24 protein-coding genes and 1 pseudogene are annotated in these 26678 nt (G+C 48.2%); 14 read left to right on the plus strand and 11 right to left on the minus strand.

Annotated features, from left to right (window positions below):
- Positions 1-408: 408 nt before the first annotated feature.
- Together BMZ14_RS04800 and BMZ14_RS04805 are read right to left on the minus strand one after the other, a co-directional pair.
- A complete protein-coding gene (locus BMZ14_RS04800) occupies positions 409-1353 on the minus strand; it encodes a response regulator transcription factor (protein ID WP_177186907.1) in 945 nt (314 codons plus the stop codon).
- 181 nt (positions 1354-1534) lie between these two features.
- The gene (locus tag BMZ14_RS04805) at positions 1535-1918 is read right to left on the minus strand and encodes a hypothetical protein (protein ID WP_074795160.1); all 384 of its coding nucleotides are present in this window, start codon (positions 1916-1918) and stop codon (positions 1535-1537) included.
- A 303-nt stretch (positions 1919-2221) separates the two neighbouring features.
- On the opposite strand from BMZ14_RS04805, the gene BMZ14_RS15400 reads away from it, so the two are divergent.
- The 5 genes and pseudogenes from BMZ14_RS15400 to BMZ14_RS14740 all read left to right on the plus strand — a co-directional run bounded on the left by BMZ14_RS15400 (position 2222) and on the right by BMZ14_RS14740 (position 5303).
- Positions 2222-2665, plus strand: a complete 444-nt coding sequence (locus BMZ14_RS15400; RefSeq protein ID WP_074795162.1) for an Arm DNA-binding domain-containing protein — start codon at positions 2222-2224, stop codon at positions 2663-2665.
- Entirely contained in the window at positions 2628-3506 is an 879-nt protein-coding gene (locus BMZ14_RS04815) for a tyrosine-type recombinase/integrase (RefSeq protein ID WP_074795164.1), read from the plus strand. The genes BMZ14_RS15400 and BMZ14_RS04815 overlap by 38 nt, the downstream gene beginning before the upstream one ends.
- Positions 3503-4333, plus strand: a complete 831-nt coding sequence (locus BMZ14_RS04820) for a hypothetical protein (RefSeq protein ID WP_074795166.1) — start codon at positions 3503-3505, stop codon at positions 4331-4333. Before BMZ14_RS04815 ends, BMZ14_RS04820 begins: the two co-directional genes overlap by 4 nt.
- A gap of 61 nt (positions 4334-4394) precedes the next feature.
- Positions 4395-4505, plus strand: a pseudogene (locus BMZ14_RS15405) (IS1595-like element ISAmu1 family transposase); the annotation flags it as partial.
- Between the two features lie 39 nt (positions 4506-4544).
- Entirely contained in the window at positions 4545-5303 is a 759-nt protein-coding gene (locus BMZ14_RS14740) for a DUF7830 domain-containing protein (RefSeq protein ID WP_143071886.1), read from the plus strand.
- Between the two features lie 51 nt (positions 5304-5354).
- Here the strand turns inward: BMZ14_RS14740 and BMZ14_RS04830 are convergent, their stop codons facing one another.
- The gene (locus BMZ14_RS04830; protein WP_074795170.1) at positions 5355-5567 is read right to left on the minus strand and encodes a hypothetical protein; all 213 of its coding nucleotides are present in this window, start codon (positions 5565-5567) and stop codon (positions 5355-5357) included.
- A 171-nt stretch (positions 5568-5738) separates the two neighbouring features.
- Here BMZ14_RS04830 and BMZ14_RS04835 point away from each other — a divergent pair, with 171 nt between their 5' ends.
- The 9 genes from BMZ14_RS04835 (at position 5739) to BMZ14_RS04875 (ending at position 15484) form a co-directional block, all read left to right on the plus strand.
- On the plus strand, positions 5739-5945 hold the full coding sequence (locus tag BMZ14_RS04835) for a helix-turn-helix transcriptional regulator (protein WP_074795172.1): 207 nt from the start codon (positions 5739-5741) through the stop codon (positions 5943-5945).
- Complete coding sequence (locus BMZ14_RS04840) at positions 5942-7846, plus strand: replication endonuclease (protein WP_074795174.1); 1905 nt, start codon at positions 5942-5944, stop codon at positions 7844-7846. The genes BMZ14_RS04835 and BMZ14_RS04840 overlap by 4 nt, the downstream gene beginning before the upstream one ends.
- 197 nt (positions 7847-8043) lie before the next feature.
- Entirely contained in the window at positions 8044-8754 is a 711-nt protein-coding gene (locus BMZ14_RS04845; RefSeq protein WP_074795176.1) for a toll/interleukin-1 receptor domain-containing protein, read from the plus strand.
- 536 nt (positions 8755-9290) lie between these two features.
- A complete protein-coding gene (locus BMZ14_RS04850) occupies positions 9291-9755 on the plus strand; it encodes a hypothetical protein (protein WP_074795177.1) in 465 nt (154 codons plus the stop codon).
- A gap of 256 nt (positions 9756-10011) precedes the next feature.
- A complete protein-coding gene (locus tag BMZ14_RS04855; protein ID WP_177186908.1) occupies positions 10012-10665 on the plus strand; it encodes a hypothetical protein in 654 nt (217 codons plus the stop codon).
- Between the two features lie 52 nt (positions 10666-10717).
- On the plus strand, positions 10718-11329 hold the full coding sequence (locus tag BMZ14_RS14745) for a DUF4145 domain-containing protein (RefSeq protein WP_143071887.1): 612 nt from the start codon (positions 10718-10720) through the stop codon (positions 11327-11329).
- Positions 11330-11954: 625 nt separating this feature from the next.
- Entirely contained in the window at positions 11955-13340 is a 1386-nt protein-coding gene (locus BMZ14_RS04865) for a tyrosine-type recombinase/integrase (protein WP_074795183.1), read from the plus strand.
- A gap of 588 nt (positions 13341-13928) precedes the next feature.
- On the plus strand, positions 13929-15167 hold the full coding sequence (locus BMZ14_RS04870) for a S8 family serine peptidase (RefSeq protein ID WP_074795185.1): 1239 nt from the start codon (positions 13929-13931) through the stop codon (positions 15165-15167).
- Between the two features lie 92 nt (positions 15168-15259).
- The gene (locus BMZ14_RS04875) at positions 15260-15484 is read left to right on the plus strand and encodes a hypothetical protein (protein WP_143071888.1); all 225 of its coding nucleotides are present in this window, start codon (positions 15260-15262) and stop codon (positions 15482-15484) included.
- On the opposite strand, the gene BMZ14_RS04880 is transcribed toward BMZ14_RS04875, so the two are convergent.
- From BMZ14_RS04880 to BMZ14_RS04915, 8 genes are all read right to left on the minus strand, one after another.
- Positions 15474-16274 (minus strand): SAM-dependent methyltransferase, encoded by an 801-nt coding sequence (locus tag BMZ14_RS04880; RefSeq protein WP_074795188.1) that lies wholly within the window; start codon positions 16272-16274, stop codon positions 15474-15476. The genes BMZ14_RS04875 and BMZ14_RS04880 overlap by 11 nt on opposite strands.
- Positions 16271-16486: a hypothetical protein gene (locus BMZ14_RS04885; RefSeq protein ID WP_074795190.1), complete on the minus strand. Its 216-nt coding sequence runs from the start codon at positions 16484-16486 to the stop codon at positions 16271-16273. Before BMZ14_RS04885 ends, BMZ14_RS04880 begins: the two co-directional genes overlap by 4 nt.
- A gap of 828 nt (positions 16487-17314) precedes the next feature.
- Positions 17315-17713: a hypothetical protein gene (locus BMZ14_RS14750; protein ID WP_143071889.1), complete on the minus strand. Its 399-nt coding sequence runs from the start codon at positions 17711-17713 to the stop codon at positions 17315-17317.
- A 272-nt stretch (positions 17714-17985) separates the two neighbouring features.
- Positions 17986-18201 (minus strand): tyrosinase family protein, encoded by a 216-nt coding sequence (locus BMZ14_RS04895; RefSeq protein WP_074795194.1) that lies wholly within the window; start codon positions 18199-18201, stop codon positions 17986-17988.
- A gap of 109 nt (positions 18202-18310) precedes the next feature.
- On the minus strand, positions 18311-20989 hold the full coding sequence (locus BMZ14_RS04900; protein WP_074795195.1) for a type I restriction endonuclease: 2679 nt from the start codon (positions 20987-20989) through the stop codon (positions 18311-18313).
- Between the two features lie 263 nt (positions 20990-21252).
- Positions 21253-23223 carry an N-6 DNA methylase gene (locus BMZ14_RS04905; RefSeq protein ID WP_074795197.1) on the minus strand — a complete coding sequence of 657 codons (1971 nt, stop codon included), beginning with the start codon at positions 23221-23223 and terminating at the stop codon, positions 21253-21255.
- 8 nt (positions 23224-23231) lie between these two features.
- Positions 23232-25730: a DEAD/DEAH box helicase family protein gene (locus tag BMZ14_RS04910; protein ID WP_256208392.1), complete on the minus strand. Its 2499-nt coding sequence runs from the start codon at positions 25728-25730 to the stop codon at positions 23232-23234.
- Between the two features lie 224 nt (positions 25731-25954).
- Positions 25955-26470, minus strand: coding sequence for a hypothetical protein (locus tag BMZ14_RS04915; RefSeq protein WP_143071890.1), 516 nt, complete (start codon positions 26468-26470; stop codon positions 25955-25957).
- Positions 26471-26678 lie beyond the last annotated feature (208 nt).

Genomic DNA, 26678 nt, shown 5'->3' on the forward strand with positions numbered 1-26678 from the left:
GCCTAGGCATGGGGCTTACTTCACGCCAGTCAGTATAAGGATGAAAGCTGGATTGGCGAATCTGAACCCGCCTTCTCCGGATGGCCAGAACCATACTGCCGCGATGCGCGATGCGTGCCGCATCATTCGCGCAGCTGTGCAAATTGCCGGTGAAAGGTTGCCGCCTTAAGAAAAAGTACAGAGCAAACGAACACCGAGCAAAATGAGGTAAAGCAAAGTGCCGACGGGATCAGAATTGCTTCGACGATTCCCTCACCCGCGGCACCGAATTAAAGCTAAAGCCGGCGTTGATATTTAATGTTCCAGATAAGGAAGCGCAAGGCACTGGCAGGCAGCAGCGACATATGCGCTTCCATATCTCCTCCTCGTTGCTTTTCTAATCCCAGCCCGTACGCAAACCAAGTGTAATCAATATTCGGCTTTCCCGTCCGCTATTTGAGATCCAAGGAAAGCAGCGTGAGTGCGATTGATGGCCTTAAGCTTTGTCATTATTTTTCTGGTATGAACCTTTACAGTGCTCTCCTGCATTCCGAGCTCATAAGCAATAATTTTATTTGATTTACCCCGGCGCACAAGCTGGAACACCTCCAGTTCTCTCGACGTAAGGGTCTGCAAGACAGGTGGGTCAACCTTGGCGCCGTTCGGGCGCCCCTCCTCTCTAAGCCGTGAGGTTTTTTCAGTGATCTCGAGAAGAGCGTTATGCGGAATAAATGCACCGCCCTCCATGACGAGCCGAAGTGACTGGATCACCGTGGACGGATTGAAATCCGATGAGATGTAGCCGCGAGCCCCGATCAGAATGGCATCCAGAATTTCGCCAAGCTCATCGTGGTCGGAAAGGAATACAAAGGGCAGGTCCGGAAGCTCAAGCTTTAGCCGTAGAATTCCGTTAGAAATATGATTCTCGCTGATGTGCTCTGAACCAAGGTTAAAGACGACCATTTCCACGTTGCATGGACGCTCCAGATACCCGGCCACGAACTCATCAATGCTCGAATAGGGCATGATAACGAAATCATCGGAAAGTGTTGTTAACAGATGTGAGATGGATAGCCGTGTAAGGGGCCGTGAATCAATCAGTGCAAGTCTTGTCTTAGTAACTTCTTCTTCCATTGCGCTTCCGTGAACAGGATGAGCGCTTTTTGGTGCCACCAACTGCTTATCAGCCGGGTGTCCCTCGGCGCTATCTTTCCAATTACCATCGCTGATCTCCTGGCTATACAGTGCCAGCCCGATTCCTTTGTCAATCCCACCTATCTCACACTCAAGCTCTGCTATGCGGCCAGTTAGTGCGTTTATCATTTCCTTACCTCCCCTAGGCATAGTAGTACTGTATATTGCTGCATCAGCCATTCCTCGTTTGTGTGGAATCGAACAGAACTTCATTTACTACCTTGCATGTAAAGCGAATTACCCTGTACATGCCAATCCTAATGTTTAAAATAAGCAAGCTTTATGCCAATCTCTCAATATATAAAAAACGCAAGAAATTTAGTGGCTTGTAAAAAATGAGCTTAGGCACACATGGGTCGTTTTACGCACGTGAGCAGCGACTAACAGAACGACTTTGTGGCGTATCCATAGCTATCGTTTCCAAGCAAATCAGGAAGCTAGTGGCATGGGTAAGAAATGACCCGGATACCGGGTGGAAATTGACCCATTCCAAATCAATTCGATGGGCGAAGTGCCCTGACAACTTGTCGGGTTCAAAGGGAAAAGATGCCCGAACACGGGTAACCTCACTGAACGCCTGCGTGAACTGAAACAGCAGCGGAACAGTCATGGTCTTCAGCTTGTCGCCCTCGCGGATGGAGAGTTCCCCATGCTCCCCATTACTGACAGACAGGAGGTGCTGCGAGATATAGTGGAAACCAGACGACCCGGAAAAGACCGAGAGATTGTTCGTCTCGTCATTCATCGGTCAGATTGCCGTGAATGACAGGGTCGTAAGGATCAAGTCCGCACGGAAAAACTGACAAACCAGTATGAATGGATACGGTTCGTAGCAAGGCCTGGTGGCTCCCCGACCAGGGCTCGAACCTGGGGACCCGCGGATTAACAGTTCTGATCTTTTTGTTTTAATGCCTTTTACCAAACGCCACTGTTCTTTTAATATTTATACCTTACAATAACTTATTGTTTGATACCGTTTGATGCTTCTTGACGCCATTTTATAAATGCGGTCTACTATGCGGCTACTAAATCTCATCATTAGCCCGGCATGCCCAAGCTCACTAAATCCGTTGTCGATGCAATTCCCCATCCCGAAACCGGTCAGACCTTTCACCGCGATTCAGACATTAAAGGCTTTGGCCTTCGTGTAGGTACCGGCAGCAAAGTCTATATTGCCGAAGGCAAGGTCAACAGTAAGACCGTGCGAGTCAGTATTGGTCATCACGGTATCTTTACCGCCGAGCAAGCCCGACAGGAAGCCAAAAACATCCTTGGCATGATTGCACGCGGCATTAATCCCAATGATGTCACCAAAACCAAACGTGCGTTAAGCGTAACTATGTGGGAGGCATTCGATGCCTACCTTAAGGCACGCGGCAGTTTGAAGCCGCGCACGGTGTACGACTATAAGCGTTTGATGAAAACCTATCTTGCCGACTGGCAAAATAAACCTTGTGGAAATCACCAAGGATCAGATCGAGTGCAAGCATAGGGAAATTGGGGAGCGCAGCCCTGCGCAAGCAAACCTCACCATGCGCTTCGTGCGAGCCCTTTTAAACTTCGCCATAGGCAAGTACGAAGATTCAACAGGCAATCCCATCATTGCCAACAACCCCACCAAGCGACTTTCGCAAACACGCTCCTGGTATCGGGTAGATAGGCGTAATACCGTCATTAAAGCCCATGACCTACCCCAATGGTTCAAAGCGGTAAACAACCTCAGGGATGACGTTCTAGGCCGCAACAGAGTCAGGGATTATCTGCTACTACTACTCTTTACCGGTTTACGACGTGAAGAGGGGCTCAGCCTCACTTGGGAACAAGTCGATTTGAAGGCAAAGACACTTACAATTCCAGACCCCAAGAACCGGCTGCCGCATGTATTGCCCTTGAGCGATTTTCTGCATGATTTGCTCATGCAGCGACACAAGGAAAGAACGGATAGCCCTTTCGTGTTTCCGGGTAGTGGTGTGAAAGGTTATCTCAACGAGCCGAAAAAGCAGATGCAAAAGGTTATCGAGGAATCGAATGTAGCGTTCACGCTGCACGATCTGCGCCGCACCTTCATCACGGTAGCAGAAAGCCTCGATATCTCAGCTTATGCCCTCAAGCGCTTGGCAAACCACAAAATGACAAACGATGTGACAGCAGGCTACATCATTAGCGATGTGGAGCGGCTAAGGGAGCCCATGCAAAGGATCACTAATTTCCTGCTTGAGAGTATGCATTCCGGTTCAAATCCCCTTACCGTTACAGATACCGTTACTGTTACCGATACCGTAACAGATACGGTTACTGATGCCGATACAGTACGGGTAGGGAAACACGCATGACTCTCAGCTTTAAATCGTTTCACCCCTTAAGCGGCGTCTTGCCCGATACCTTTCCCGAGTTTGGGGGAGATATCGTGTTCAGGGCACGGGCAATTCTCCAAAGCCGAACGGATGAGGAACTTTTCGCGGCACTAGAAATTATCGATTGGATAATCGACCAGTCGCCAGCACAGGATGAGGTAGCCGCGGAGCTGGAAAGGATGGCTGCTGAAGAGAACAATGACTCCAGCGCTTCAGGAGAAGAGCCTTATTCTGACTCCCCTATCAAGCGCGATAAACACAGCTCTACCTATGCTTTAAAGGCTCTCCAACCGAAGTTCGATATTTCGGCAGACGAGAAATTTCCCAACGCAACCTGGGGCGAGATGTTTTCTGTGCTGGCGTTGAGCCTTGTAGCGCAAGCATGCGAGGATGAACGTCTGGTTAATAACAAACCACAGTCAGAAAACTCCGAGCGCAACGACTGGCTCAATGAGTATCAGGCTGTTTCCCGTGCCTCCTACTGGCTCATTGAAGCGATGGACGCCGTTGCTACTGCCGAAGGAATAAACCTCTTCCAGTCGGAAATCGCCAATGAAAAACAAAAGATCAGCGTTCGCAATCGTTTTTCGGGCCAGAAGAAGCACAAGCCGACCAACGATGCCCTACTTGCATTAAGAGATTTTTATATCCCTGAGAAGCACAAATCGATGCGCAACGCGGCCAAGCTCTTCTGTGAAGCTTACCCTGAAAAGGTAGCCCATTTAACCTATTACAACCGCATACGAACCTTAAGTGAGGGTCTTTCTGCCCTGCTCAAGGAACGACGCCTGTCGCTACAAAAATAGTCCCTTTTATTTAATTAGGGAATTATATACTTGACTCCCTAATCTTCGAAAAGCGCCTCCACGCTATGTTGACGAATTTGCTTACTGGCTCAACGAGGGCAATATCCGGGGACATATGATGACCCGCCTCGACTCCCTTTTGCATAAAGCAATTAGCATCAGAATTACGTAATGTCGACTTGATTAACAAGTAACCTAGACATAGATAAATATGCGGAAAGCTTTTCACCCTGACAGGGATGAGAAAATAACGGTTCCTCAATACATAGATGACTTTGGGAATGATCCTGTTCATTCCCGGGAACGAGCAAGATGCCCCGTTTGTGATCAGCGCCTGAATATAGTAGCTGCGTCATCTGTAGACTCGATAGGTCATTTTGCACACCAAAAGAACTCAGGTTTTTGCCCGACAAAATCTAAAGCAGCTGCACCATATGCTGACCTTCCTCCAAAGAATCCTGACCCAGAAGCCGCAAAGAGAATAAAGGCAGTTTTCTTAGCGAATTGGGAGACGCATTTCTCGATGCTAAATCGGCTCGTTAAAGGATTGGCGAATAATGAGTTCACTGACGTAATTCGAACAGCAAACCAAGAAAGAATATGGGAATACGCTCAACTCGAAGAATTCCACCTGCCCTATGTTTTTGCCACGCTAATGGATTTCCCCCCAGGTAGAAGCTACAGGAGAAAAGAGGACGGGCTTCCAGCAAGAGAGAAGTGGTTCCGTTGTTGGTTTGACGCGACCGTGCGGCGATACGATGACCTTTGGATTAACCGAGAAACACCGCTGATGTTCTGGCGTGCATGGTATGAACCACCCGAAGGAAAGAAGAAACCAAAAGCCGAAGACCTAATAGATTCATACGGGAGCGAGTTGAACCCCGCCTTTTTGAATTATGAAAACAATCTGCCGCCGTATGTGAAAACACAAATCACGCAATGGCTTGCACGATACTTTCAAGTCGATTGAGAAGTAGATTTTTCGAAATCTGTGATCGCTTTTTCGTCCTCGACTGGGTTATTAATCCAACCTTTCCCGATCTAAATTAAGCGTTTCGCCCCAAACCCTACGAGACATTTCGACCTTAACCATATTAATAATTACGTCTTTGAACGCATCCCTTTCCCGAGGAATTGGAAGAAGGTCATAACGGTTTCTCTGTTCCAATATCCGACAAGGATCAAAAGGCCCTGCTAGCACCAATACCCCTTCAATTGATTCGTCGATATTCATCCCCAACCCCTAAACAAGGGAATTAAGTAAGCAATTCCCTTTTATTACACGCCTGCGCCGCATACGTATACGCATGCTTTGCTAACGTACTACGTTTGCATTGCACAGGTATAACGCCCCACCTTGAAAATTTGAAACCATAGGCCCTTCTTTGAGCAATTATGAGGGCTTATGCAAAACACTACACTACTCAACACCACTCAGGCAGCTCGTTATCTGGGCCTAAGCAAGGCGTTTCTGGAACGCGACCGCTGGGCCGGGGCCAAGGTGCCTTTCATCAAGATCGGCTCCCGCGCGGTGCGCTACCGCCTGCAAGACCTGGAGCGCTACATCGAGTCCTGTATCCGCAAGTCAACCAGCGATACGGGGCGCAAGTGAATTCCGCAACATCGCCCCAGCCGATCTTGAAAGGTGCATCCATCGTAAACGGCATTGTCTTCTACAGTGAAGAAGAGGAAGAGCCATTTACTTCCGACCTGCTTAGCCGTCATCCTGATTGCCTAGCAGAACCGATGGCGAAAGAATATGCCCGCTTATATGTCGCTCAGGGGGAAGAGCAAGCCGAGGCTTATCTGAGCCGAGTTTCAAGCCAGCTCAGCGACGCACCCTTAAGTCTTTCTGCCAGCGATGAAGAAATCATCACCTTCGCCAGGAAGCAAGCCGAACAATTTATCCGGCTGCAACGCTGGTTCAATAATCCCGCCATTGCAGCCCGTTTTCTATGTCATCTCGCACAGAATAAATACGGCGTTACTCCTCCAGGTGGTAAGGGTCAGGCTAAGCTTCAATCTGCAAGATCAGTATCTCTACCTGTAACGGAACTGACAGAAAAGCCGCTACCGTCTGTAACGGTAACGGAAAATAAAAACGCCGGGCAAAGCCCTGTAACGGTAACGGACAGGGAGAACAAGATAACTTCTCCAATTCCTGTAAGGGTATCTGTTACAGGAAGTCAGACTCTTGTAACGGTAACGGGAAAATCCGAACCTTGCCTTCCTGTATCAGTTACCGATACAGGCGTGACCCATACTGGAATTCTAGCCCGCCTTTCCGATGAGTATTGGTGGCGCAGGGCATTACGCAAGAATCATGTGCGGCAGTTCGAGCATGGCGCTATTCGTCTGGGACTGGTACATAACCGAAAGGGTATATATGTCAGTGACGAGACTTTGCGCAAGCGGCAGAAACAAAACCGCCGTAACCGGGCCATTCTCGAACACTGCATCGCAGCGAATGAGCTTGGGGAGGAATATACCTTACAGCAATTGGCTGATCTTTCCGTATCCAATCCCAAGATTCGCCGTGCTGAATTGATGACCCGCATTGCCGGGTTTGATGCCGTTGCGCAATCGCTGGGGCATGTTGGCGTGTTCTATACCATTACCTGCCCTTCGCGCATGCATGCCCGGTTATCCGCAACGGGAGGGAAAAACCCCAAATACGATGAAACGATTACCCCACGCTATGCCCAAGCTTACCTAGCAAAGCTATGGACCCAAATACGGGCTAAGCTCGCCCGTAAGGGAATACACCTTTATGGTTTTAGGGTTGCGGAACCCCAGCACGACGGCACCCCGCACTGGCATCTGTTGTTCTTCATGCCCAAAAAACACGTCGAGCAAGTTGGCAGCATCATTCGAGATTACGCTATGCGCGAGGATGGCGATGAACCCGGCGCGGCAGAGCATCGTTACAAGGAGGAACGCATAGATCGATCGAAAGGCACAGCCGCAAGCTACATTGCCAAGTACATTTCCAAAAATATCGATGGCTTCGGTCTGGATAGCGATATCGATGGGAAAGACCCCAAGAGCAAGGCCGAACGGGTGAGGACATGGGCCAGCACTTGGGGCATACATCAGTTTCAACAGATTGGTGGGCCGTCTGTGACGCTATGGCGCGAGCTACGACGCATGGGAGAAATGGGCGTAACCGGCGAGCTGAAAGAGCTCAGGGAAGCGGCAGATAAGGGCGAATGGGATCGCTTTGTGATGCTAATGGGGGGTCCCGAAGCGAAACGAAAAGACTCTCCTATATCACTGGCTAAGCAGTGGAGTGACGAGCCTAATCGTTACAAGGAACCTAAAGGAGAAAAGGTCATTGGGATAACTTGGAAGAAAGCGGTATTCCCTACCCGGATTCATCAATGGACCGTTCGGCATAAATGCGAATCGAATAAGTTAAAAAAGCCGGTTGAGGTTAAAGTCAGCTCAAGCGGCAGCTCAGCTATAATTACGTTACATCAGACTGGTCCTTCATCCTTGGAGTTCTGTCAATAACTGTACGCTTCCCTGATATGAAGAAGACTTCCAGAAACTTGCTCATCCATGTATATAGACAATTTAACGTTTTAAATCGCAATATGTTGTGCTTGGTAAATAAAATATGATATATTAATCCTAGATTGTCGCGCCCATCATGCATCTATGCTGGTTGCGCGGCTGCTTAGCCCTCTACTTTTAAGAGCGATTACAACATGGCTAGATGCACAGCACCCAGATATGGCCATCGCACAACGGGCGGTCGAGAGGCCTGCCCTGCATGCGGTGGCGGCTACAGCGGCTACAGGTCCTACTCGCCCCCGTCCTACTCTCCGTCGGAGAGAAGCGGGGGCGGCGGGAGCAGCGGGAGCAGCGGGAGCAGCTGGGGCGGGGCGTCAGGCAGCCGCGCAAGGCCGCGCTGGTCGCCAGTTGGTTCGTCCGTGGTATACACGTCTGCCCAAGTGCAGTCACTCACGCCAATCCGAAAAACCGTTGAGACGCGAGCAGCGGAGCAACCTGACCTTCGTGACGTCTTCCTGTGCCACGCGTGGGACGACCGGCAGGGGCCAGCCAAAGAGCTGCACGATTTGCTCGTGGCGGCTGGTGTCAAAGTTTGGTTCAGCGAGAAGGACCTTGCCCTCGGCGTGCCGATGATGCGCGCCCTCGACAAGGGCTTAGCGAATTCGCGAATCGGGCTTGTGCTGGTGACCCCCGCGCTGCTGGCCCGCCTCCCAAAAGAGAGCGTCGCCGACAAAGAGCTTTCGGCACTCCTGGCGGGCAACCAGCTCGTTCCCATCGTGCACAACACGACGTATGAAGCTCTCCGCAATGTCAGCCCTTTGCTCGCCTCTCGAAGCGGCCTGGACTCTGCAGAAGATTCAATGGCGGTGGTCGCGGTAAAAATCGCCGAGCTGGTCGCTGTCTAGCTTTATTGCCCACACAGTCGCTTTGTCTGTTGCTCCGTCATGGTCAGCTTTCGAGGGAATGTTAAGTAACGCGCTCTAACCTTTCGGTCAAGCGGGACCGTCTTCCGGCGTGCCGCCTCCAGACGGGCCCTTACCTCTAACGTGAAAGGCCGCTTTGGAGAAATTTCACCGGCAGCAACGCGTCATTATCGGCCACTCATTTCATTTTCAATTAATTTGAGCACACGAAAATGGAATGCAAGCTAGAATCGATGAATGCAAGCACGTTTGCAGTTAATCTGAGCATGAGCCGTTTTTTATTTGCAGATATTCTGAGCCGGAAAATGCGCTGATTGCGAGCACAACCAGTTTCAAATGCGAGCCGCAACATTTAGGGCTTGCGATAAGATAAAGAATTATGCAAACGCTTTTCGTTTTAATACTTCAGAGCGTTTTCCCACACTGCAGTAGCCGTGGCCGAACCCCCCTCCCGCGTTAATTCAAGCAAATGGCGTAGATATTGGTGGTCTGCCTCAATATTCCTCGTCAGGTCTTATATGACCACCGAGCACGTCTCACCGAAGCAAATCAAGAGTTTCAGAAGGTTCTTCGAAAAGCTTCTTCACGGCAAAGACTTCACGCTAATCATTCTGAGATGTCACCTATTGTTAGAGGAGCAGATCCGTGCGATCGTGGACGAACGGCTCGTCAATCCCACATCGTTGAGCGAAGCTTGCCTTGAATGCCATCAGTGGATTTGCTTGGCGGAGGCGTTATGCCCGGCAGATGTAGAGCCGATCCTTTGGAAGTCGGCAAAGAAGCTCAACAAGCTCAGAAACGACATAGCCCACAAACTTGATCCTCAAGGGCTTAATGAGCGCGTCGCCGATTTCGTCAACGGGTTTCCGTCTGGTATTGAAGACCCGAATGACTCATTGCAGGAGAGGTTCGAAAAGAGTCTCTTGTCGCTCTTTATCTTAATGACGGCCCTCACAGAGAAAGACATCATTGAGCTACTCTGATCGGCCTAAGCCCTCCATCGAGCAGACGCACAACAGCTGGACGTATTTGAACGCTTCGTCAAGTTCCGCGGCGCGGTTGTGTGCCGCTAATGTAAAACGTTAGGCACCTTCTCAAATGCCTCAAGCCACAGTCACTTTGCTCGAGAACGCGTATGTGTTCATTAACGAGGCAATTCGAAACTCGCGACGCGCAAAGCGAGCGGAGCGTTACTGGTCGTTTTCGATCCTGCATCTAATCCAAGGCCTAGAGCTTCTTATGAAGCACGTACTCCAGCAGCAGCATCCGATCTTCATCTTTGAGAATATTGACAATCCCAAGAACACCGTCGGCCTCACACTTTGCTTAGAACGCCTGAAAAGCATCGCGAACGTACAGATCGATGAAAAAGAAGAACGCGTCATCAAGCGCGCGACCGGTCAACGCAACAAGATCGTTCATCAGGAGTATGAGATCAACCCTGACTACTATCGATCAGTGTTCGTTGAACTCTTCGAATTCGTTCATTACTTCCACGCCAAGCACCTCGACGCCGAGCTTCACGATCGGATTGATCCCCTCCTATGGCGAACCGAGGCAGCGTTGCTTGCACAATTCAATGCCGAGTGGGTTACATATCGCGGCAGGAAACTACCCAGAGATCTCCCGTTCGACATCGTCGTCGCTCAACGCTACACCGCGCTAAGGCAGCCATCCGGTAGCGGATACAGGTACCTAGATCGCGAGAGGTACCTTGGCGAGCTTGGCTCATGGTGCCCAGATTGTGCGGTCAACGAAGGCGAGTATCACACCGGATTTTGCGACATTGAGCAATGTCCCAGCTGTGGTGGGCAGTTGCTGATGTGTCTTGTATCTTCTGACCGATGCAACATTGAGTACTGGATACCGACAAAGGGCAAAGGCATTTCGTGAGTCCGCAGACGCCTCTCATGTCGAACGTTAGCCAAATCTAGGGAATGCCTCTGTGCCAGTAAAGAGAGAGCTTTGGAAAGAGCCGCTAACAAAGAGTTATGTGCCTAATTGGCATTGCCCTGCTTGTGATGGCGGTTACTTAAAGCACAAGCAAGAGTCACTCCATTTTTCAGAAAGTAGGGCCTCACGAGAGGCTCAGGAACATGAGGCATGGGATGCGGAGTGGATTAAATATCGATTTTCTGCGTTGCTCATATGCAATAACGAACGGTGCAAAGAAACAGTATCAGTTGCTGGCCTTGGGCAAGTTGAAATGATTCAAACATCATTCGACGGTGACTATGACTATGTAGAGTTTTTTTACCCGCAGCACGTCAGTCCCTCCCCACCACTCATTACACTTTCAAAGGAATATCCTGAGACAGTGGTCGCAGAACTTAAAAAAGCATTCATCTCCTCATGGAATGATTTTCCATCAGCTGGGAATCACATTCGATCTGCGGTTGAGCGCCTCCTGGATTTTCTTAAAGAGCCAAAAACAAAGCTTGGAAAATTAGGAAAGCGTGAGCGACTTTCTCTCCATACGCGAATTGGCAGTTTGGCGTCTCGTGACAAGGAGCTTAGCGACGCACTCCTTCGGAAACGCTGGCAGTCATTCCGATGAACTATCAAGGGAAGATATTTTTGACGCCCTGGATATTATCGATCTAAATCTCGATGATCTGTTTGTCCGTCATCGGGCTCGCGTAAAAAAGCTTGTCACTAAAATCAACAGGAAGAAAGGCCCAGCTAAAAAATGAAGAAATGCGGGTCAACAATCCGTTCCAGTGGATCGTCAAAGCTAAGCTTTTGTCGTTCACCGAACTCTTAATTGTTGTGGATACCAAGAGTTGAACTCGGGATCTTCTGATTACCAACTATATGCTAGCCATTTTATGGTGGTTTCTATTCAATGTTTTACCAACCGGCAGATAAAGCGTATCAATAGCCCATAGTCGTAGTTTTGCCTTGCATTATTTGTCTACTATAGGGCTACTAAGAAAGGACAAAGACTTCCAATACAAACGTAAGTCATTGTTTTATTGGCTCCCCGACCAGGGCTCGAACCTGGGACCTGCGGATTAACAGTCCCCTTACTCAAAGTCCATGATTGTTCAATAACGTATAGTATTCTATATAATCTCCTTTATTTTCATTGACAAACCTCAGTCCTACGTCCAGTATTGTCTTATAACGTTCAGCTGATTCTAGTGCGATAACGGATAACGAACGGATAAGGAGTAAATGTGATGACGAAGGCTGTTCACCTAACGGTTGAGGGAATAGCGCGGACGAAGCTGCCGGCCAAAGGAATGAGATGGCTGTCGGATACGGACGGAGGTAGAGGAACAGGACGTTTGTATGCCCGTATTTCAGCCACTGGAGCACGGGATTTTTATTTTCGTTATACAACTTCCACGGGGGAACGAGTCGCCCGCCCGTTAGGTCAGTTTGCTCGCACACCTGAGCCGGGAAAACTAACACTTACCCAAGCAAGAGAGGAAGTGAGTCTTCTGCGAGCAAAACTCAAAAACGAACCGGATCGTGACTTGCGGGCGGGGGAGAAGCGTGACGCGCTGGTGCGTCAAGAAGCTGAGGCAGCGCGGGTTGCTACCGAAATTGAACTCGCGGAAACGGTTAAAGCAAAAGAGCGTTACACCGTCGCCGCGCTGGCCGATACATATTTGCAGCACCTGCGAAGGCTGGGCAAACCATCGGCACGCGACGTTGAAAGTATTTTCCGGAATCATTTGCACGGCACCGAAGGGGCAACACGGATGGCTGCCGATCTAAGCGCGAAGGAGGTGGCGGCATTGTTGCGTCGTGTCGTTGACGCGGGACATGGTCGTACAGCGGCGAAGTTCAGAAGCTACCTGCGTGCCGCCTATGCGCTTGCGTTGAATGCAGAACTTGATGCAAGTGTGTCCAGTGAATTTCTACCGTTTAGAGTTCAATCCAATCCCGTGGCGTCAACAGGGAGCCTATCCCACTACAACAATGCACGCGAGCAGACGTTGACAGAAGAAGAGTTGCGCGCCTACTGGCGGCGGCTTGATAAACTCAAGTCAGAACCGATTCGGGCGGCTATAAAGCTCGCGCTGCTCCTCGGCGGACAGCGTGGGACGCAATTACTGAGACTGCAAAGAGCCGATGTGGATCTCCAGGGCGGGACGATGCGACTATATGACGGCAAAGGTCGGCGTAAAAGACCACGTGTTCATGAACTGCCATTGACAGAGGAAGCTGTGGCCATCCTCCGACCGATGGTCCAACGGGCTGAAGCGCTAGGCTGTAACTGGATCTTCACCTCTAACGGAACAGTACCAATCGTTCCCGATACGCTTGCGGCAACCGTGAGCAAAATAGCTGAGGAAATGGTAAAAGGCCAGGAGACCCGATTTTCGTTTATACCCTCGGACATTCGCCGTACAGTTGAAACAGTATTGGCCAGTAAGGGTATTTCGCGGGATATTCGCGCCCAGATTCAGTCTCACGGGCTATCAGGAGTACAGGTCCGCCACTATGACAGGCACGACTACCGCGATGAAAAACGCCGCGTATTAGAGTTCTTGGCGGCTCTACTTCATGGCAGGCATGAGGCAAAAGTAGTGCCGCTACATAGTCAAGTCGCTTGACCACTAGCGGGGTCTCTACCGAACAATCCATTTAAACTATTGTTTGTATATTAGAAAAAGGATCTTTATCAGCTCTTGTTACCCCAAGAGTTACCCCTGTCAACGACCTTCTGCCTCTAACATTCGTCATGCTCCGGTGCGCTTGAAAATCCAAACATTTTTCCTGCTCTTACGTTTTTTCTTGTGCTTGTTTCACATTCAAATCCTTGCTTTTTTTTCGATTCGCGGAAACCAACACTATTGTGATACTGAAGAAAAACGATAGACCCAAGATCAACGCCAACAAAAGAAGAAATTTCTGAACTTGTAATAGTCTTCGATGCCGACTTCGCAGATGTTTACGCCTACTCTATAAGGGAACGGCGGCGGCGACTGGCGGCAATGGTGGAAGATGACTACGATGCGGCAGCTGCGAGACCATAATCGCGATCGAGTAAACGAAGGGGGACGCCACATGTTTTTACTTCACACCGTTCTGATTGCGGGGGGGCGGCATTTTAGGAGGAGTCATACGTTATACACGGGTTAAGACCATAATCACATGTCGTTAACTTACTTTAATTATTTTCCTCTATGAGGTTTGTAAATATGCAAAATGAAAATAAAGATTTTAAGCGCCTCTTAGTGCTAATGCATTCTGAGGGACTGAAGAAGGGTATCACATCGCTTAAACAATACGCAGGCATGATGGTAAGTCACAGTTATGACTTTAAAGCTGAAGCTTCTCAATCGCTTGTTCGCGGCTCTAATGCTGCTTTAGTATTAGACCAAATAGGAGTAGCAGTGGTGGACGCTGATGCTGATCAAATCAAGTCGCTCACCAAGAAAATAAAGCTAAGGGAGACAGGTATAATAGCTGTTGAGCCCGAGGGTGCAGTCTACGCACTTGAGGAGCGCCCTCTCTCTTCTTATGACCTTGGTGCGGCTTCATCTCCTAACGTAATCAGCGCTGCTGACATGACGTTTGATGAAACTCTCAATACATGGGGGTTACAGGTCACAAAGGTAACCGAATCGCAATTTTTAGGTCAGGGAGTGAAGATTGCAGTATTAGATTCAGGCTTTGACCTCACCCATCCTGATTTTTTAGATCGAAAAATAATCACTGAGTGCTTTCTTGAAAACAATGTGATTCAGGATGAATTCGGGCACGGTACCCACTGTGCAGGAACAGTTTTTGGACCAAAAAAACCAACCGCAAGTCCGCGCTATGGGGTTGCTTGCGAGGCGGAAATGTATGTTGGCAAGGTGTTGTCAAATTACGGCTCTGGGGAAGACGGGGCGCTCCTTGCGGGAATTAACTGGGCAATCCAGCACAAATGTAAGATTGTATCAATGTCACTAGGAAGGACAGTTGCTCGGGGCGAGGGTTATTCTTACGTTTTTGAGTCCGTCGCGCATCGTGCACTTTCGGTAGGAACCCTTCTTGTTGCCGCTGCTGGTAATCAAAGCCGCAGACCGGTTACCGTTGAGCTGGTGGCTCATCCCGCCAATTGCCCTTCGATAATCGCGGTTGGTGCATTGGATCAATCTTTAAAAATCGCTTATTTCTCATCCACTAGTGGCGACGAACGAGCAGGGGCGGTAGATATTTCAGGTCCGGGAGTAGATATTCTTTCCGCACATCCTATGCCTAGTCGCCATAAAATTATGAATGGTACTAGTATGGCAACACCGCATGTGGCAGGAATTGCAGCTTTATATGCGCAATCTAACTCCACAGCGGTTGGGCTCGCCCTATGGAACTTGATTAAACAGAATATTCAGCCTCTGCCAATTAAACCAGAGGATAGTGGAATTGGCTTGGTTCAAGCTGTTTTTAGTTGATCTGGATAAGGGTTATCAAGCCTTAAAAAAAAGAAAATTGGTTCAAATCATTCTACAATCACTGCTTTAAGTAAACTAGTGAGTGTCGCTCGATGAAACAGGTGATGATTACAGTACTTATTGACGAAGCATATCGAAACTCAATTGCAAAGTTGGCTGATCGAATGATAGAGGCAGGAATGACTATTGATCAAAGACTAGATGCCATTGGCGTCATCACGGGAAAAACAGAAAATTCTGCTATTTCTAGCATCGCTAAATTAGAAGGCGTAGCGAGAGTCGAAAAACAGAGCTCTCTCAAGGCCATTAAATATTAGGAGATCCGTCCCGACTTTCCATACCAAGCTGTTTTAGAACTGTCCTACTTGCAACTGCTCGCCCTGTAGGGCGGATATAGAGGGTGGAAATTGCGGTGAGCTTGTGAGATATTAGCCCGTCCAGTTGTGCATGTTCGATTCGTGGGTCACATATGGGATATTGTGCAGCTTCATATATTATTACTGGATGATCAAGAGGATAGTGTAGTTTCAATCGAGTTATTAGCGCCGCTATATTGGTAGAGTTATTATAGCCCCCGCCTTTAAAGGTCAAATCTCCAATAACACCAACTTGCCATAAAATCAGTGCAGACCTCGAATCAAAAATACGTTCGTGAATCAAAAAATCTGTCGCTTCAAAACTTGCACAGCCATAACGGGCCGGATCTAACCCTAAATCGGCGAAGAGGCATGCGTCAGCTGAAATACCAGCAAGCATTTGGGCGGCGATACCATCTTCTTTAGCACGCCGAATTATTTCATGCGATGGATAAACAAATATGCCCGGGTGACCATAAAATGCTACACACACCTTTGCACCCGAAGTAGCTGCTTGCATTACCTCATCAACCATCGCTTGATAACTCGCCAAGCGAGGCCTTCCCTCTTTATAGTGTTTCTGAAGGGAAGCTGCATTTGAATTGGTCTGACATATCCATTCAGCCGAGAGAGGATCCGCCACCAAATAAAGGACCAAATCAGCTTGCTCGATATAACGTGCAGCCTCTAAAGTGATTTGGCTTACTGCTTTTATGCCTGTTCCAACAATGGTGACGGACCCTTTACTCATAGCACGGCAATCACAATTACAACAGTCACGTTATCGGCCGCTCCCAAACCCCCTAGCGCCGCCCTTATTTTGCCAGGATCCGCGCTCGTAACTATGTTCTGGTCAGCCTCAGAAAGACCGGAGGCAGCTAGAGCTGCTTTTGGGTCGGCGCGCAGGGCTGCAACTTTATCCGGCTTCTGAGCAAGTTCTAATAAATAATCTCTTAAAATCATGTTGTTCTCCGATGATGATTTATTTAAATAATGCTGAATTTCTAAAAAGAACGCAAATCGCGATTGAAAAGGGAAACTCGTGGTCTACCAAACCGAAAATAGTATCGAATTCCTCCTTACTAAGCTAATCTAATTTATATAGCAAACTTGAAATCTTCAGTTGAAAAGATGGTGCTTGTAACCATATGAAATAAATTATTCTGAAATCCTTAAGCAACGCGTTGGAAATTAATTTGTCTAATAACTCGAACTAGTAGTGATCATCGATCTTTGGAACAATGTTAAGGCCGCTGGCCATACGGTGTACAGATGTTCATGTTCAAGGGGACATTTTAGATAAATTCTTTTTGCTTCAGGCTGTATCGCGGCATCACGAAATCAAACAGTATTTCATGCACGTATGTTACTTTTTCCGTACCACCATCTTGTTTACATCGGCATTGCAGCTTTTCAGCCATCTACAAACCTTTTTTAGCTAAAATCAAGCCTAATTTTTGCTTCTGCATCCTAGATATCTGCTTAAGCTATACCCGCGGACTAAAGGTGTTGGCGTATTTAAAGGAACCACATAAAGAACAAACTGCGAATATTCTAAGACATAACACGGCACCATAGCGTGCTTTTGCTTAGGCAAATGAGGTGAAATTGGAAGAGGACTTCCTAATTGTAACTTCGAAACAGGGCAAACTATGACGAAAGCCCTTAAAGCTCCGCTTAGGGCTCGCCATAGTAATCGACATGTTCAGCGGTAGGCAGAAGCCCACAAAGGATCAACGTGGCTTTCGTCGCTGGTTATGTTCATCGTCTTTTCGACTATCAAGGGGGCGTTCAAAATCCCACCCTGTTTTTGATCTCGATGTCGCACTGACCGAATAGCTTGAGAAGCGCGATACTACGGTGCTTGAAGTCGTACACCTTGTTTGTACCAACCATGACTTGGTAAGCCGGGTAGCCGTCGTGGCAGCCGGAAAGCGCTCCCTTACCGGTTGGCGTGACAACAAACTGAAACATGTAGTTAATGTTCGGCATGAACAGTACGCCCGAGGCGGTCTGACCGCGTGCTGTGAAGCCGGCACGCCCAGGCGAGGAGAAGTCCGGATTCTCGATGACAAATTTGTCGCGAACACTGCCGAGTTGGATAGGACCGAGCCCGGTGACGCCAGTAGAGAACGATTGAGTAATTTGCTTCTTCTCGAAATCTACGAGCAGCACTTGCGTGGACTTCATCCCCTCCTGTGGGTCGGAGGGAAGAATTCGCGTAACGATCTCCACGCGTAGTGGTTCGGAGTAAGCCGCGGCACAGGTCGTAAATGCAACAACGACAGCGATCACTTTCGTTACCCGCCCAAGATGATTTCTTCCGAAATTGTAAAGTCCCTGCTTCTTAACTAGCCCTTGCGACGCTTTCTTACTCGTACTCATGGATGGCAAGCCTCTAAACATCCGAGTACCTCCGACCAGTCTTGCGATCCCAGTTGTGATGATTGTAAATGTTCATCTTATGCATAGGAATAACCAAGTGCAGCGATATCACGCGTTTCCGGTTCAGTCTCTGGCCACCGGTCCATCACTGCATCTCCCCCTGCAGGGTTTGGATTCTCACCGGGATTAGTGGTTTGCCATCCGGCCCATATCCGGTCGATTTCCGCATGATGCCTCCAGAACACCGTGTCAGCAGGTGCCGTTGGGTAATCCCCTTCGATCCTCCAACCCATACAGCGCGCGATCGCGGACAGGGCTTCACGATGCACATAGGCTTACCGAGGATGGATCAATAAAGAAACGTTGCGATCGGTAGAACACGAGCAGCAAAGCAAGAAATTATCAATCCATAAAGCGAATAAGTTTCAATATAAGCGTGCATTTAAGTGGTTCATTTACTAGGATTACGACTTCCACTGCCAACTCCGTCAGGAAGCGATAGTCTGTTGCAAACATAGTATTTTGTAATGACCTTTTGGGTATTAAACCAGTGATACCTGCTTCTAGTTCAACAAATAAGCCATGACTCACATGAGGATTCACAATAATTCCCTTATGCGAAGAGCCTACCTGATATTTACTTCCTACCTTTTCCCATTGAGGACCCAATACTAATTCTCGGCTCTCCTTTAAAGCTCTTTCTGAATCCGTTAAGTCAGTTAAGCTTTCAAAACCAATGTTGGCAGAAATAATACCAACAAGATTATTTCTGCGTTCTCTCTCGCGAAGGAGGAACTCGACAAGTATTGACGCGTTATAGAGCACGTCCTTGCGCTTCAATTGACGGTCACTCTTCCGCAAAGTATCGGCGATTTTTCGGGCAGTAGCTTCGTTGTCAAAATATGTGTCTTCCGCAATTGCAGCGAGATAATCAATATTTGTAAGCAGATCCAGATGAACCATGCCAGCAGATGCAAGACGGATTAGCTCGCAATCATCCAAATTCTCAGTTTTATAGGTCTCGCTTACAATGCAGTGTCCAATTAGTAGGTAAGTTATTTCCCGAGTCAGAACCTCCTCCACAATGCCGAAAGGAACCGCCATTCGCTTAATCTCGCTAATTGGGAAATATCCTTTTTGGCCGGATGGACCAGCTTCACTTATGTTCTTTAAAAGCCAGGTGAGTATTATCTTTCGGACAAAGTGATTTGGATCTTCATCATTCCAGTTTGCGCCAAACACATTAAGAACATAGGAATGATCGCTGTCATAGAGGCGGCGATTTGTTCGCAACAGTACTCGAGTTACCACTTCAAGGGGGATTGAATGTGCACCCTCAGCGCGTTTTATTTTTAGAATCTGATCCTCGGTGATGTGACCACTTGTGCAGAATTCAATAAATATTTCTAGTGCGCGGCGAATATTCCGTCCCGCCAGTCCAGTAATCAATCGTCGTATGTATTTGTCATGTTCAAATATAGATTTAACAATTGACGTTAAGTAATAACTGATTTCGTTAGAGCCATACTCGACTCTAAAACCATTGGGTAGCTCATAAGTAAGTTGCCGGTTTCCTTCTAACGCTAGGTGTTTTAATGCAAGCTGAATCCTCTTATGAAGAACGTTTTGAAAAAGTGGTGGCTCTATGCGAAAAACCAGGTCTTTTAATGCAGTATCAAGAGGTGGTCGGTCACGATAGTTATCATATGTTTCTTCTCGTAATGGCAGCATAATAAGGCAGCGATATTCCTTTTGAAGCCACTGGGCAGCCTCAAACATGAGTAACTGCTCATCAAGCGTTCTCTTGTCACTATTGTCGAGCGCAATGATAAGAAGTTTTCCGCGCTCTGCAACGCAGAATCGTGTAAATGCTAGTGCCGTTACCTTTTCATCTGCTTGGAGTTTTTGAATCTCCTCTGCCAACTTTACTGAGTAAGTAATAGGATCCGCCTCAAAGAGTTTACCCGGCCCTTTTTTGAATCGCTTTAACTCTACAGAATAAAGTTTCTGAAGTTGGTCAAGGTCCTCGAAATCTAGACTTGGTTGCGACGCTTGGCATTGATTTCTAATTTCGCGTCTAAGCCATGAGTAAATTTCGTTTGGAGAAACTGGTGCAGTATTCATATTAATTCGCACCCAAACCGTTCTTTCAGTGACTTCTCGCGGCAAAGCTACTATTTGCAAGTAATCTAAGAATGTCGTTTTACCAGCCCCGACCATTCCTATTAACAAAAGAATTTTATTCTCGAGTGGTTTAAGTTGCACAAGTCGCCTTGTTATCTCTTTTGGATTGGCGGTATCCTCTAATAGCTGCGAATCTGTGTGGGAGGGAGGGGAAGCGGCGCGAATTACCCTATCAATTGGCTCTACGAATCGTTCCCTCCGCCTTGATCCAATGTAAGCATTTTTAACGATCATTGCCCTATCTTCGGTCGTCGTTGGGTTAAAAATATGAAGGAGCTCTCCTTGAATGCGAGCGCCAAATGAGTTGAGGCCGACTTCCTCATTCTGAATACCCTGACCACCAATCATTCTGCGAGGTTTAAAATATTTTGGCTTTATTAAGGCTTTTATTCGATCCGAATCCTTTGTCAGCTTATCAAATCGAATTGATTCAATAATTGCGGAGATCTGCCCACTTGCAATGCCATTGTTTTCAAGTTCTGCACAAATAGTTGGGGTAGCTTGATCCCAAGATCCAAAGTGTAGCTGCTGCCCATTGCATGCTACGACATAAGTCAAAGGGTTTTGACCACTAGGGTACTGAGCATTGATTTCTGCAGCATATAACCTTGCTTCACGATAGGCTTCATTGAGGTTCTCAGACGGGGCCTTCGCCTCAATAACTACGCGCGGCAGCGTTCCTGCTGTTAGAACGTAATCGGGAAAATATGATTTTCGTGAACTTCCTTTTCCTATCTCACATCCACGAACCGTTTTTTTTGTCAATACAGAAGAGAGAGGATAACCGAGTCCGAACGGAAAGATGGTGGTTACAAAAGGGTAAATTAACTTCTGTTCAACATCGCTTTCGTTGGACATATCTCTAATCGGTGGAAATGAAAATGCTGTATCCGACATCTATATAATCTCCATATTGAACTGCTTCTTATGCAGAACAATTTTTAAAGGTAAGTTTTCACTAAAAACTGCTGGCTACTTTTGTGGATGAAGGTTATCGCCTAGCGGATCAAAAGAAGCCGAGAAACTGGCTGTCTTCCCCACAACATATTATGTTTTGGGGGAAGGCAGCCTAGGCAAACATGGAAGGCAAGCAGACACTACTGACTGGCTGGAAGACCACGATACCGCCAGTTTCCGATGATAAAGTGACCGAATCGGAGTCATTTTGGGGCCAGGGACTCCCCGTCTTCACCCCACACACGAGCGAGAGTGGATTGAATTTTTTTCTCAAAGCCCTCAATGGCTTGCCGGTTCACGGCAATGACTTTCTGGTAGCCTTCGATTTCTGCCACGATCTTTTTTTGCATCTCCAGAGGCGGCAGGGGGATTTGAATGCTCTTCAGGATAGAAATATTCAGCCCGCTTCGCTCAGTGTCTCCTGTTAAGGCACGGATATCGGAATACATCGAGCGCAACGTCCAAAAGATAAATTCTGAAATGACCTTTGGCGGCTTCGTCGGCGTGATGGCAACCAGCGATTGATTGCAAGTGGCCCCCTCCATTCTGAGTAACGCAACTGTCCCACGAGTCTTCCCTTGTCCGTTCAGGGCAATCAAGACGCTATCTTTCGGCAGGACTCTGGCATTTGAGTTCTCAACCGCCTTTGGTGTAATTCGTTTCTTGCAGCTCCATATTTCAAATCCATGAATGTCACCTGACACGAGCCAAGGTATCGTTCCGCCCTCGTAATACTCCACTATGGTTGAGGTTGGTGTTCCGCCAGTCATGAAAGTGCAAATTTCAGCAAGCGAGACAATTGGCCACAGTGCTTGAAGCATGCGCGTCTGCTCGCCATACCGCTCCCCGCTGAGGTTGTAGTCGCCATTCGAAGCGATCTTTGCCTTCGACACGATCAACCCTAGCGTGGGCTGAAGATCGGCGGTGGATTGCCGATCGCAGAGAACTTGTAGGTAATCCCTCAGTTCGCGTTTCACTTGCGTGAACTGCTCTCCTTCAATTGGACGACGTTGAGCCCCGAGCCCAAACCCATCATTTTCAACTTTAAAGAAAGCGATAGTTTTACTTTGCCTTGCAAGGGATTTATCGAGGATGAGAATTGATGTCTTTACCCCGGAATAAGGATTGAAAACACCTGCGGGAAGAGAAACGACCGCGACAAGCGAGTTTTCGACCAGCATTTTTCGCAAGTCTTTGTAGGCAGTCTGCGACTGAAAGATGATGCCCTCAGGAACAATGATGCCGGCGCGGCCAGTGGGCTTAAGGTGCTCTGCAATGTAATCCACGAACAGCACTTCACTACGCTTCGCTTGTATGGAAAACCGCTTATGTGGCTTTATACCGCCCTTTGGAGACATGAAGGGTGGATTGGCGAGAATGACGTCCGCAAATTCGTTCCATCGTTCCTCCGACGTAAGCGTGTCATATTCGACAACATGTGGATCTGTGAAACCGTGAAGGTAAAGATTTACCAGCGACAGACGCACCATGTCGGGCGAGATATCGTAGCCCTTGAAGTTAATGGCTAGGCGTCCCTTCTCATCGGGCGTTAAGGTGTTATAGCCTTCGCCGTCAATACTGGACTTGAGAATGTGCTTATATGACGAGATCAAAAATCCAGCGGTTCCACAGGCGGGATCAAGTACGGTCTCATTTTTCCTGGGATCAATGACCCCGACAATAAAGTCAATGATATGGCGCGGCGTGCGAAACTGCCCAGCATCACCCTGGGAACCGAGTACTGAAAGCAGATACTCGAAAGCATCCCCGAGCCGTTCACTATGGTCGTAGGTGAACTCATCAATGATCTTGAGAAAGCTCTTGAGCGTCTCGGGATCACGATAGGGCAGATATGCGTTTTTGAAAATATCGCGAAACAGCGGCGGAATGCCGGGGTTCTGCGGCATAGTGGTAATCCCTTCACCGTAGAGGCCGATCAATTCGTGACCGCCAACGTCGGGACTCATCAGCTTGGCCCACCCATAGCGGGCGAAGTCGCCGGTAAAGAATTTTCGCTTGCCTCCCAACTCTTCGGCTTGGGCGTCCATGTCGTCCATGAACTTGTAGATGAGTGCTATGGTGATCTGTTCTACCTGAGACTTGGGATCAGGAACCTTGCCCACGAGAATATCGCGAGCTGTATCGATACGGCGCTTAGTAACGTTATCCAGCATGCAATCCTTTATGCGGCAAACTGATTCAAGGGTACATAGTCCTTGATATAATTGGGTATGAGCGTGCGGTATTGGTCTGGCACCGCTCTGAAATCGCGCGTCGAGAAGACGGCATTGGTGGCGAGATCGGTATAGTGCTTCGTCTCAATGATGTGGCGAACCTGGTTGCTGGTGATGTAGGCTTTGAAGTAGTTCTTCAGAGCGGGAATTGCCTCAACTTCCTCGGGCTTGTAGTCTGCCACGAATTTTGAGAACTCTTCTTCAAGCAACTCATCCTTAGATTTGAAGCGTGGTATCAGACCGAAGATTTTTTCTAAAATTTCGCGAAGGCCAAGACGTCGGTCCACCGCGGCAACTTTACGGAGCTTATCAAGCGTAAAGAACTCGCTGGGCTTGTCGAAAACTTCACGGTTAACGTAATCAATTACTCGGTCCCACTGCCCCGCCTCCACGGCTTCAACAATGGTTGCGTTCTCACGCAGGGTGTCCTCAAATTTCTCGTAAAACATGCGATCAATTTTCATGCCCTCGCAACCGATCGTTTCTTCCCGAATGGTGGAGATAATGTCTGCGCCTAAATGTTCGTATGCTTCACTCTGACTTGCGCCCTCCCCGCCCTCGGTATCACCGCTGATTCGTCCTTTTGGTTTAGGCAGCTTCAGAACCTCATCGTAGTTGAATTCTTCTTCGAAATATTCACAGTTAGCAAAAAAATCAAAAAGTTTGTATGAAACTTTCTGCGATTCCTTGATGACTTCCTCGATGTCTTTATCGAACAGCTGTTCGATAAAGTTGTGTTTGCGGGTGCCTCTCCCTTTGATCTGAATGAAATCAGTGGGCGAAAAGATCGGACGAAAGAGGCCCAGATTGAGCAAGTCTGGGCAATCGTAGCCGGTGGTCATCATGCCGACGGTAACGCAAACGCGCGCTTTGCTGGTTTTGTAGGTCGGAAGAAAATTGGCACAACCAAGCAGGTTGTTATTCGTGAAGTTGATCGTGAATTGCTGAGCATCCGGAATTTGTGAGGTCACCTGTACGGCAAAATCGGACCGGTATTTGCCGGGGAACATGACGTCCGCCATCAGATTTAGAATCTGCGCCAATCGGGCAGCGTGATTTTGACTCACAGCAAAAATGATGGATTTCCCAATCTCGCCACTAACCGGGTCGCGGTATGCATGCTCCAGAAAGGTCTTACAAAAAAGCTGGTTGGTAGCATCAGAGAAAAAGCGTTTCTCAAATTCCCGCTGCTTAAAGGTTCCTTTCTGATCGTCGCCCTGCTCATCTTTGAATTCAACGATAAACCCATCTTCGGACAGAAGCTGTGTCGTAATCTCACTGCGGGCATCCACGACTGTTGGATTAATAAGAAAGCCATCTTTCACTCCATCGAGCAAGGAATAGCGGAATGTAGGCTGGCCATCATCGCAACCGAAAGTGCGATACGTATCAAGCAGTAGGCGGCACTCTAAGTCGCGCTGATCTTTGGTAGAGGGCTTTGCTTTGTCAAACTTCTTGAGATAGTCGCGAGGTGTAGCAGTGAGTCCAAGTTTGTAGCCAATAAAGTAATCGAAGACTGCACGGGCATTGCCACCGATCGAACGGTGCGCTTCATCGGAGATAACCAGATCAAAATCGGTCGGCGAGAATAACTGCCGGTACTTGTTGTTGAAGAGGAGCGACTGGACGGTAGTGACAACGATTTCCGCGCGCCTCCAATCATCGCGATTTTCTTTGTAGATAACAGTTCGGTAATCGTTGGCGAGCACCTTACGGAAAGCTTTCTTGGCTTGGTCTTCAAGCTCTAAACGATCCACGAGGAAGAGCACGCGGCAAGCGTTACCTGTACCCAGAAAGAGTTTGATGACAGCCGCGGAAGTGAGCGTCTTGCCTGTACCGGTGGCCATCTCAAACAGAAAACGGTCCTTGCCGTCCTTGACTCCACTTTGTAAGGCGTATATGGCTTTTCGCTGATAGGATCGAAGAAAGCGCAATCCGTTGACGTCTATGAATCCTTGGCGCTCGGCCTCATTCTTCCATGCTGCCTCGGTGACATAGCTGGGACGCTGAGTGAGAACAATGTAGTCGTCTAAGACTGTCTCGCTGATGAGGCGCACGGGATCGGGAACGGTTTTTTGGTAACCAATTACCGAAGTAGGTGTGGGGAACGCCGTAATGATATAAGGATTTCCGCGCTCCAGATCCCAGAAGTAATGCAGGTTGCCGTTGGAAAGAATAATGAATCGGCAGTTCTGGGAACGTGAATACTTGCGCGCTTGTTCTTTGCCAACGAGCGGATTTTTGTCTTCAGCCTTTGCTTCGAGGACGATAAAGGGAAAGCCTTTCTCGTTGAGAAGAAGAAAATCAATAAACCCTTTTGATGATTTTTCGAAGTTTTCACCTAACTCATCAAGATCTGCAGTCTTGATGGTAACGCCAGGCTCAAGCTGGATGTTTGCAGGTGAGTTGCCATCGGCGAAGAAATGCCAACTTGCAGCTTCGAGCAATCTATTAATCTTAATTCGGGCTGTAGCTTCTTTGTTGGACACGCGGTATTTCTATCTAATGTGAAAAGGGTTGCTGTCATGGGAATCTATGGCTGATTTAGCCTCGCCCACGGCCCACACGCGACCATTCGCTGATATTTACCCTAGAGCTCGAGCATAATACTTACAGGATCCATTTTGTTCAAATCGAGCAACATACATGTTCCTGAGGTCGACAGCCGTTTTCATTTCACACGTTCGGATAATGCGGTGGCAATTGCGGACTCGGAAAGGCCCTTGCGCATGATACGGTCAGCCGGAGAGCCTGCCATGCCACCGTAACCGTTTTGCCAAGTTATACCTGCAAGTAACTTACCATTGTGAGTGCTATTCATCCGGACACTGGCGCTCTGCGGCTGCTGGTCGTAGCCTCCAGCAGCCCGTACAATGAGAAATGCATCGATACCCTGATCTTTGAGCTTAGCCAATCCTTCCGGTCTAGATATTTCAATTTCATCTAAATTGAGCCGTACCATCATGCTACTGGTAGACGACGGGTCAATTATCGTAAAACCACGATTTGCAAGTTCGATCCCTACCGCATCAGTAAGCAGGCCACCACCAGGCGCAAGCGCAATAACCGAAACGCTGTGTTTCACCTGCGAGGCCATTGGCGCGGATGACATCTTAGATGTAGCGCAACCAGTCGTAACAATAACTGCGGCAGACAGCAAGGCAACCAACATTCTCTTGTTCTTCACTTCATTCCCTCTTGTCTCTTTTTATGGAAATTGTAGGAGGCAAAATTTTGATGCCCCCGGTCCCCGTATTCTAGGGGCTTTCTTGGTTAAGGGTATTGGACTTAGGTACACCAGACACAGAGAAGGGGTATTGCAAAGTTGAACCGTCATGACTCTGCTGGGCAAATATCCTCGATTCTGCAAATATGTATCCTGGATGATTGCCTCA

It is taken from the genome of Nitrosospira briensis (genome assembly GCF_900115125.1).
Taxonomy (GTDB): Bacteria; Pseudomonadota; Gammaproteobacteria; order Burkholderiales; family Nitrosomonadaceae; genus Nitrosospira; species Nitrosospira briensis_A.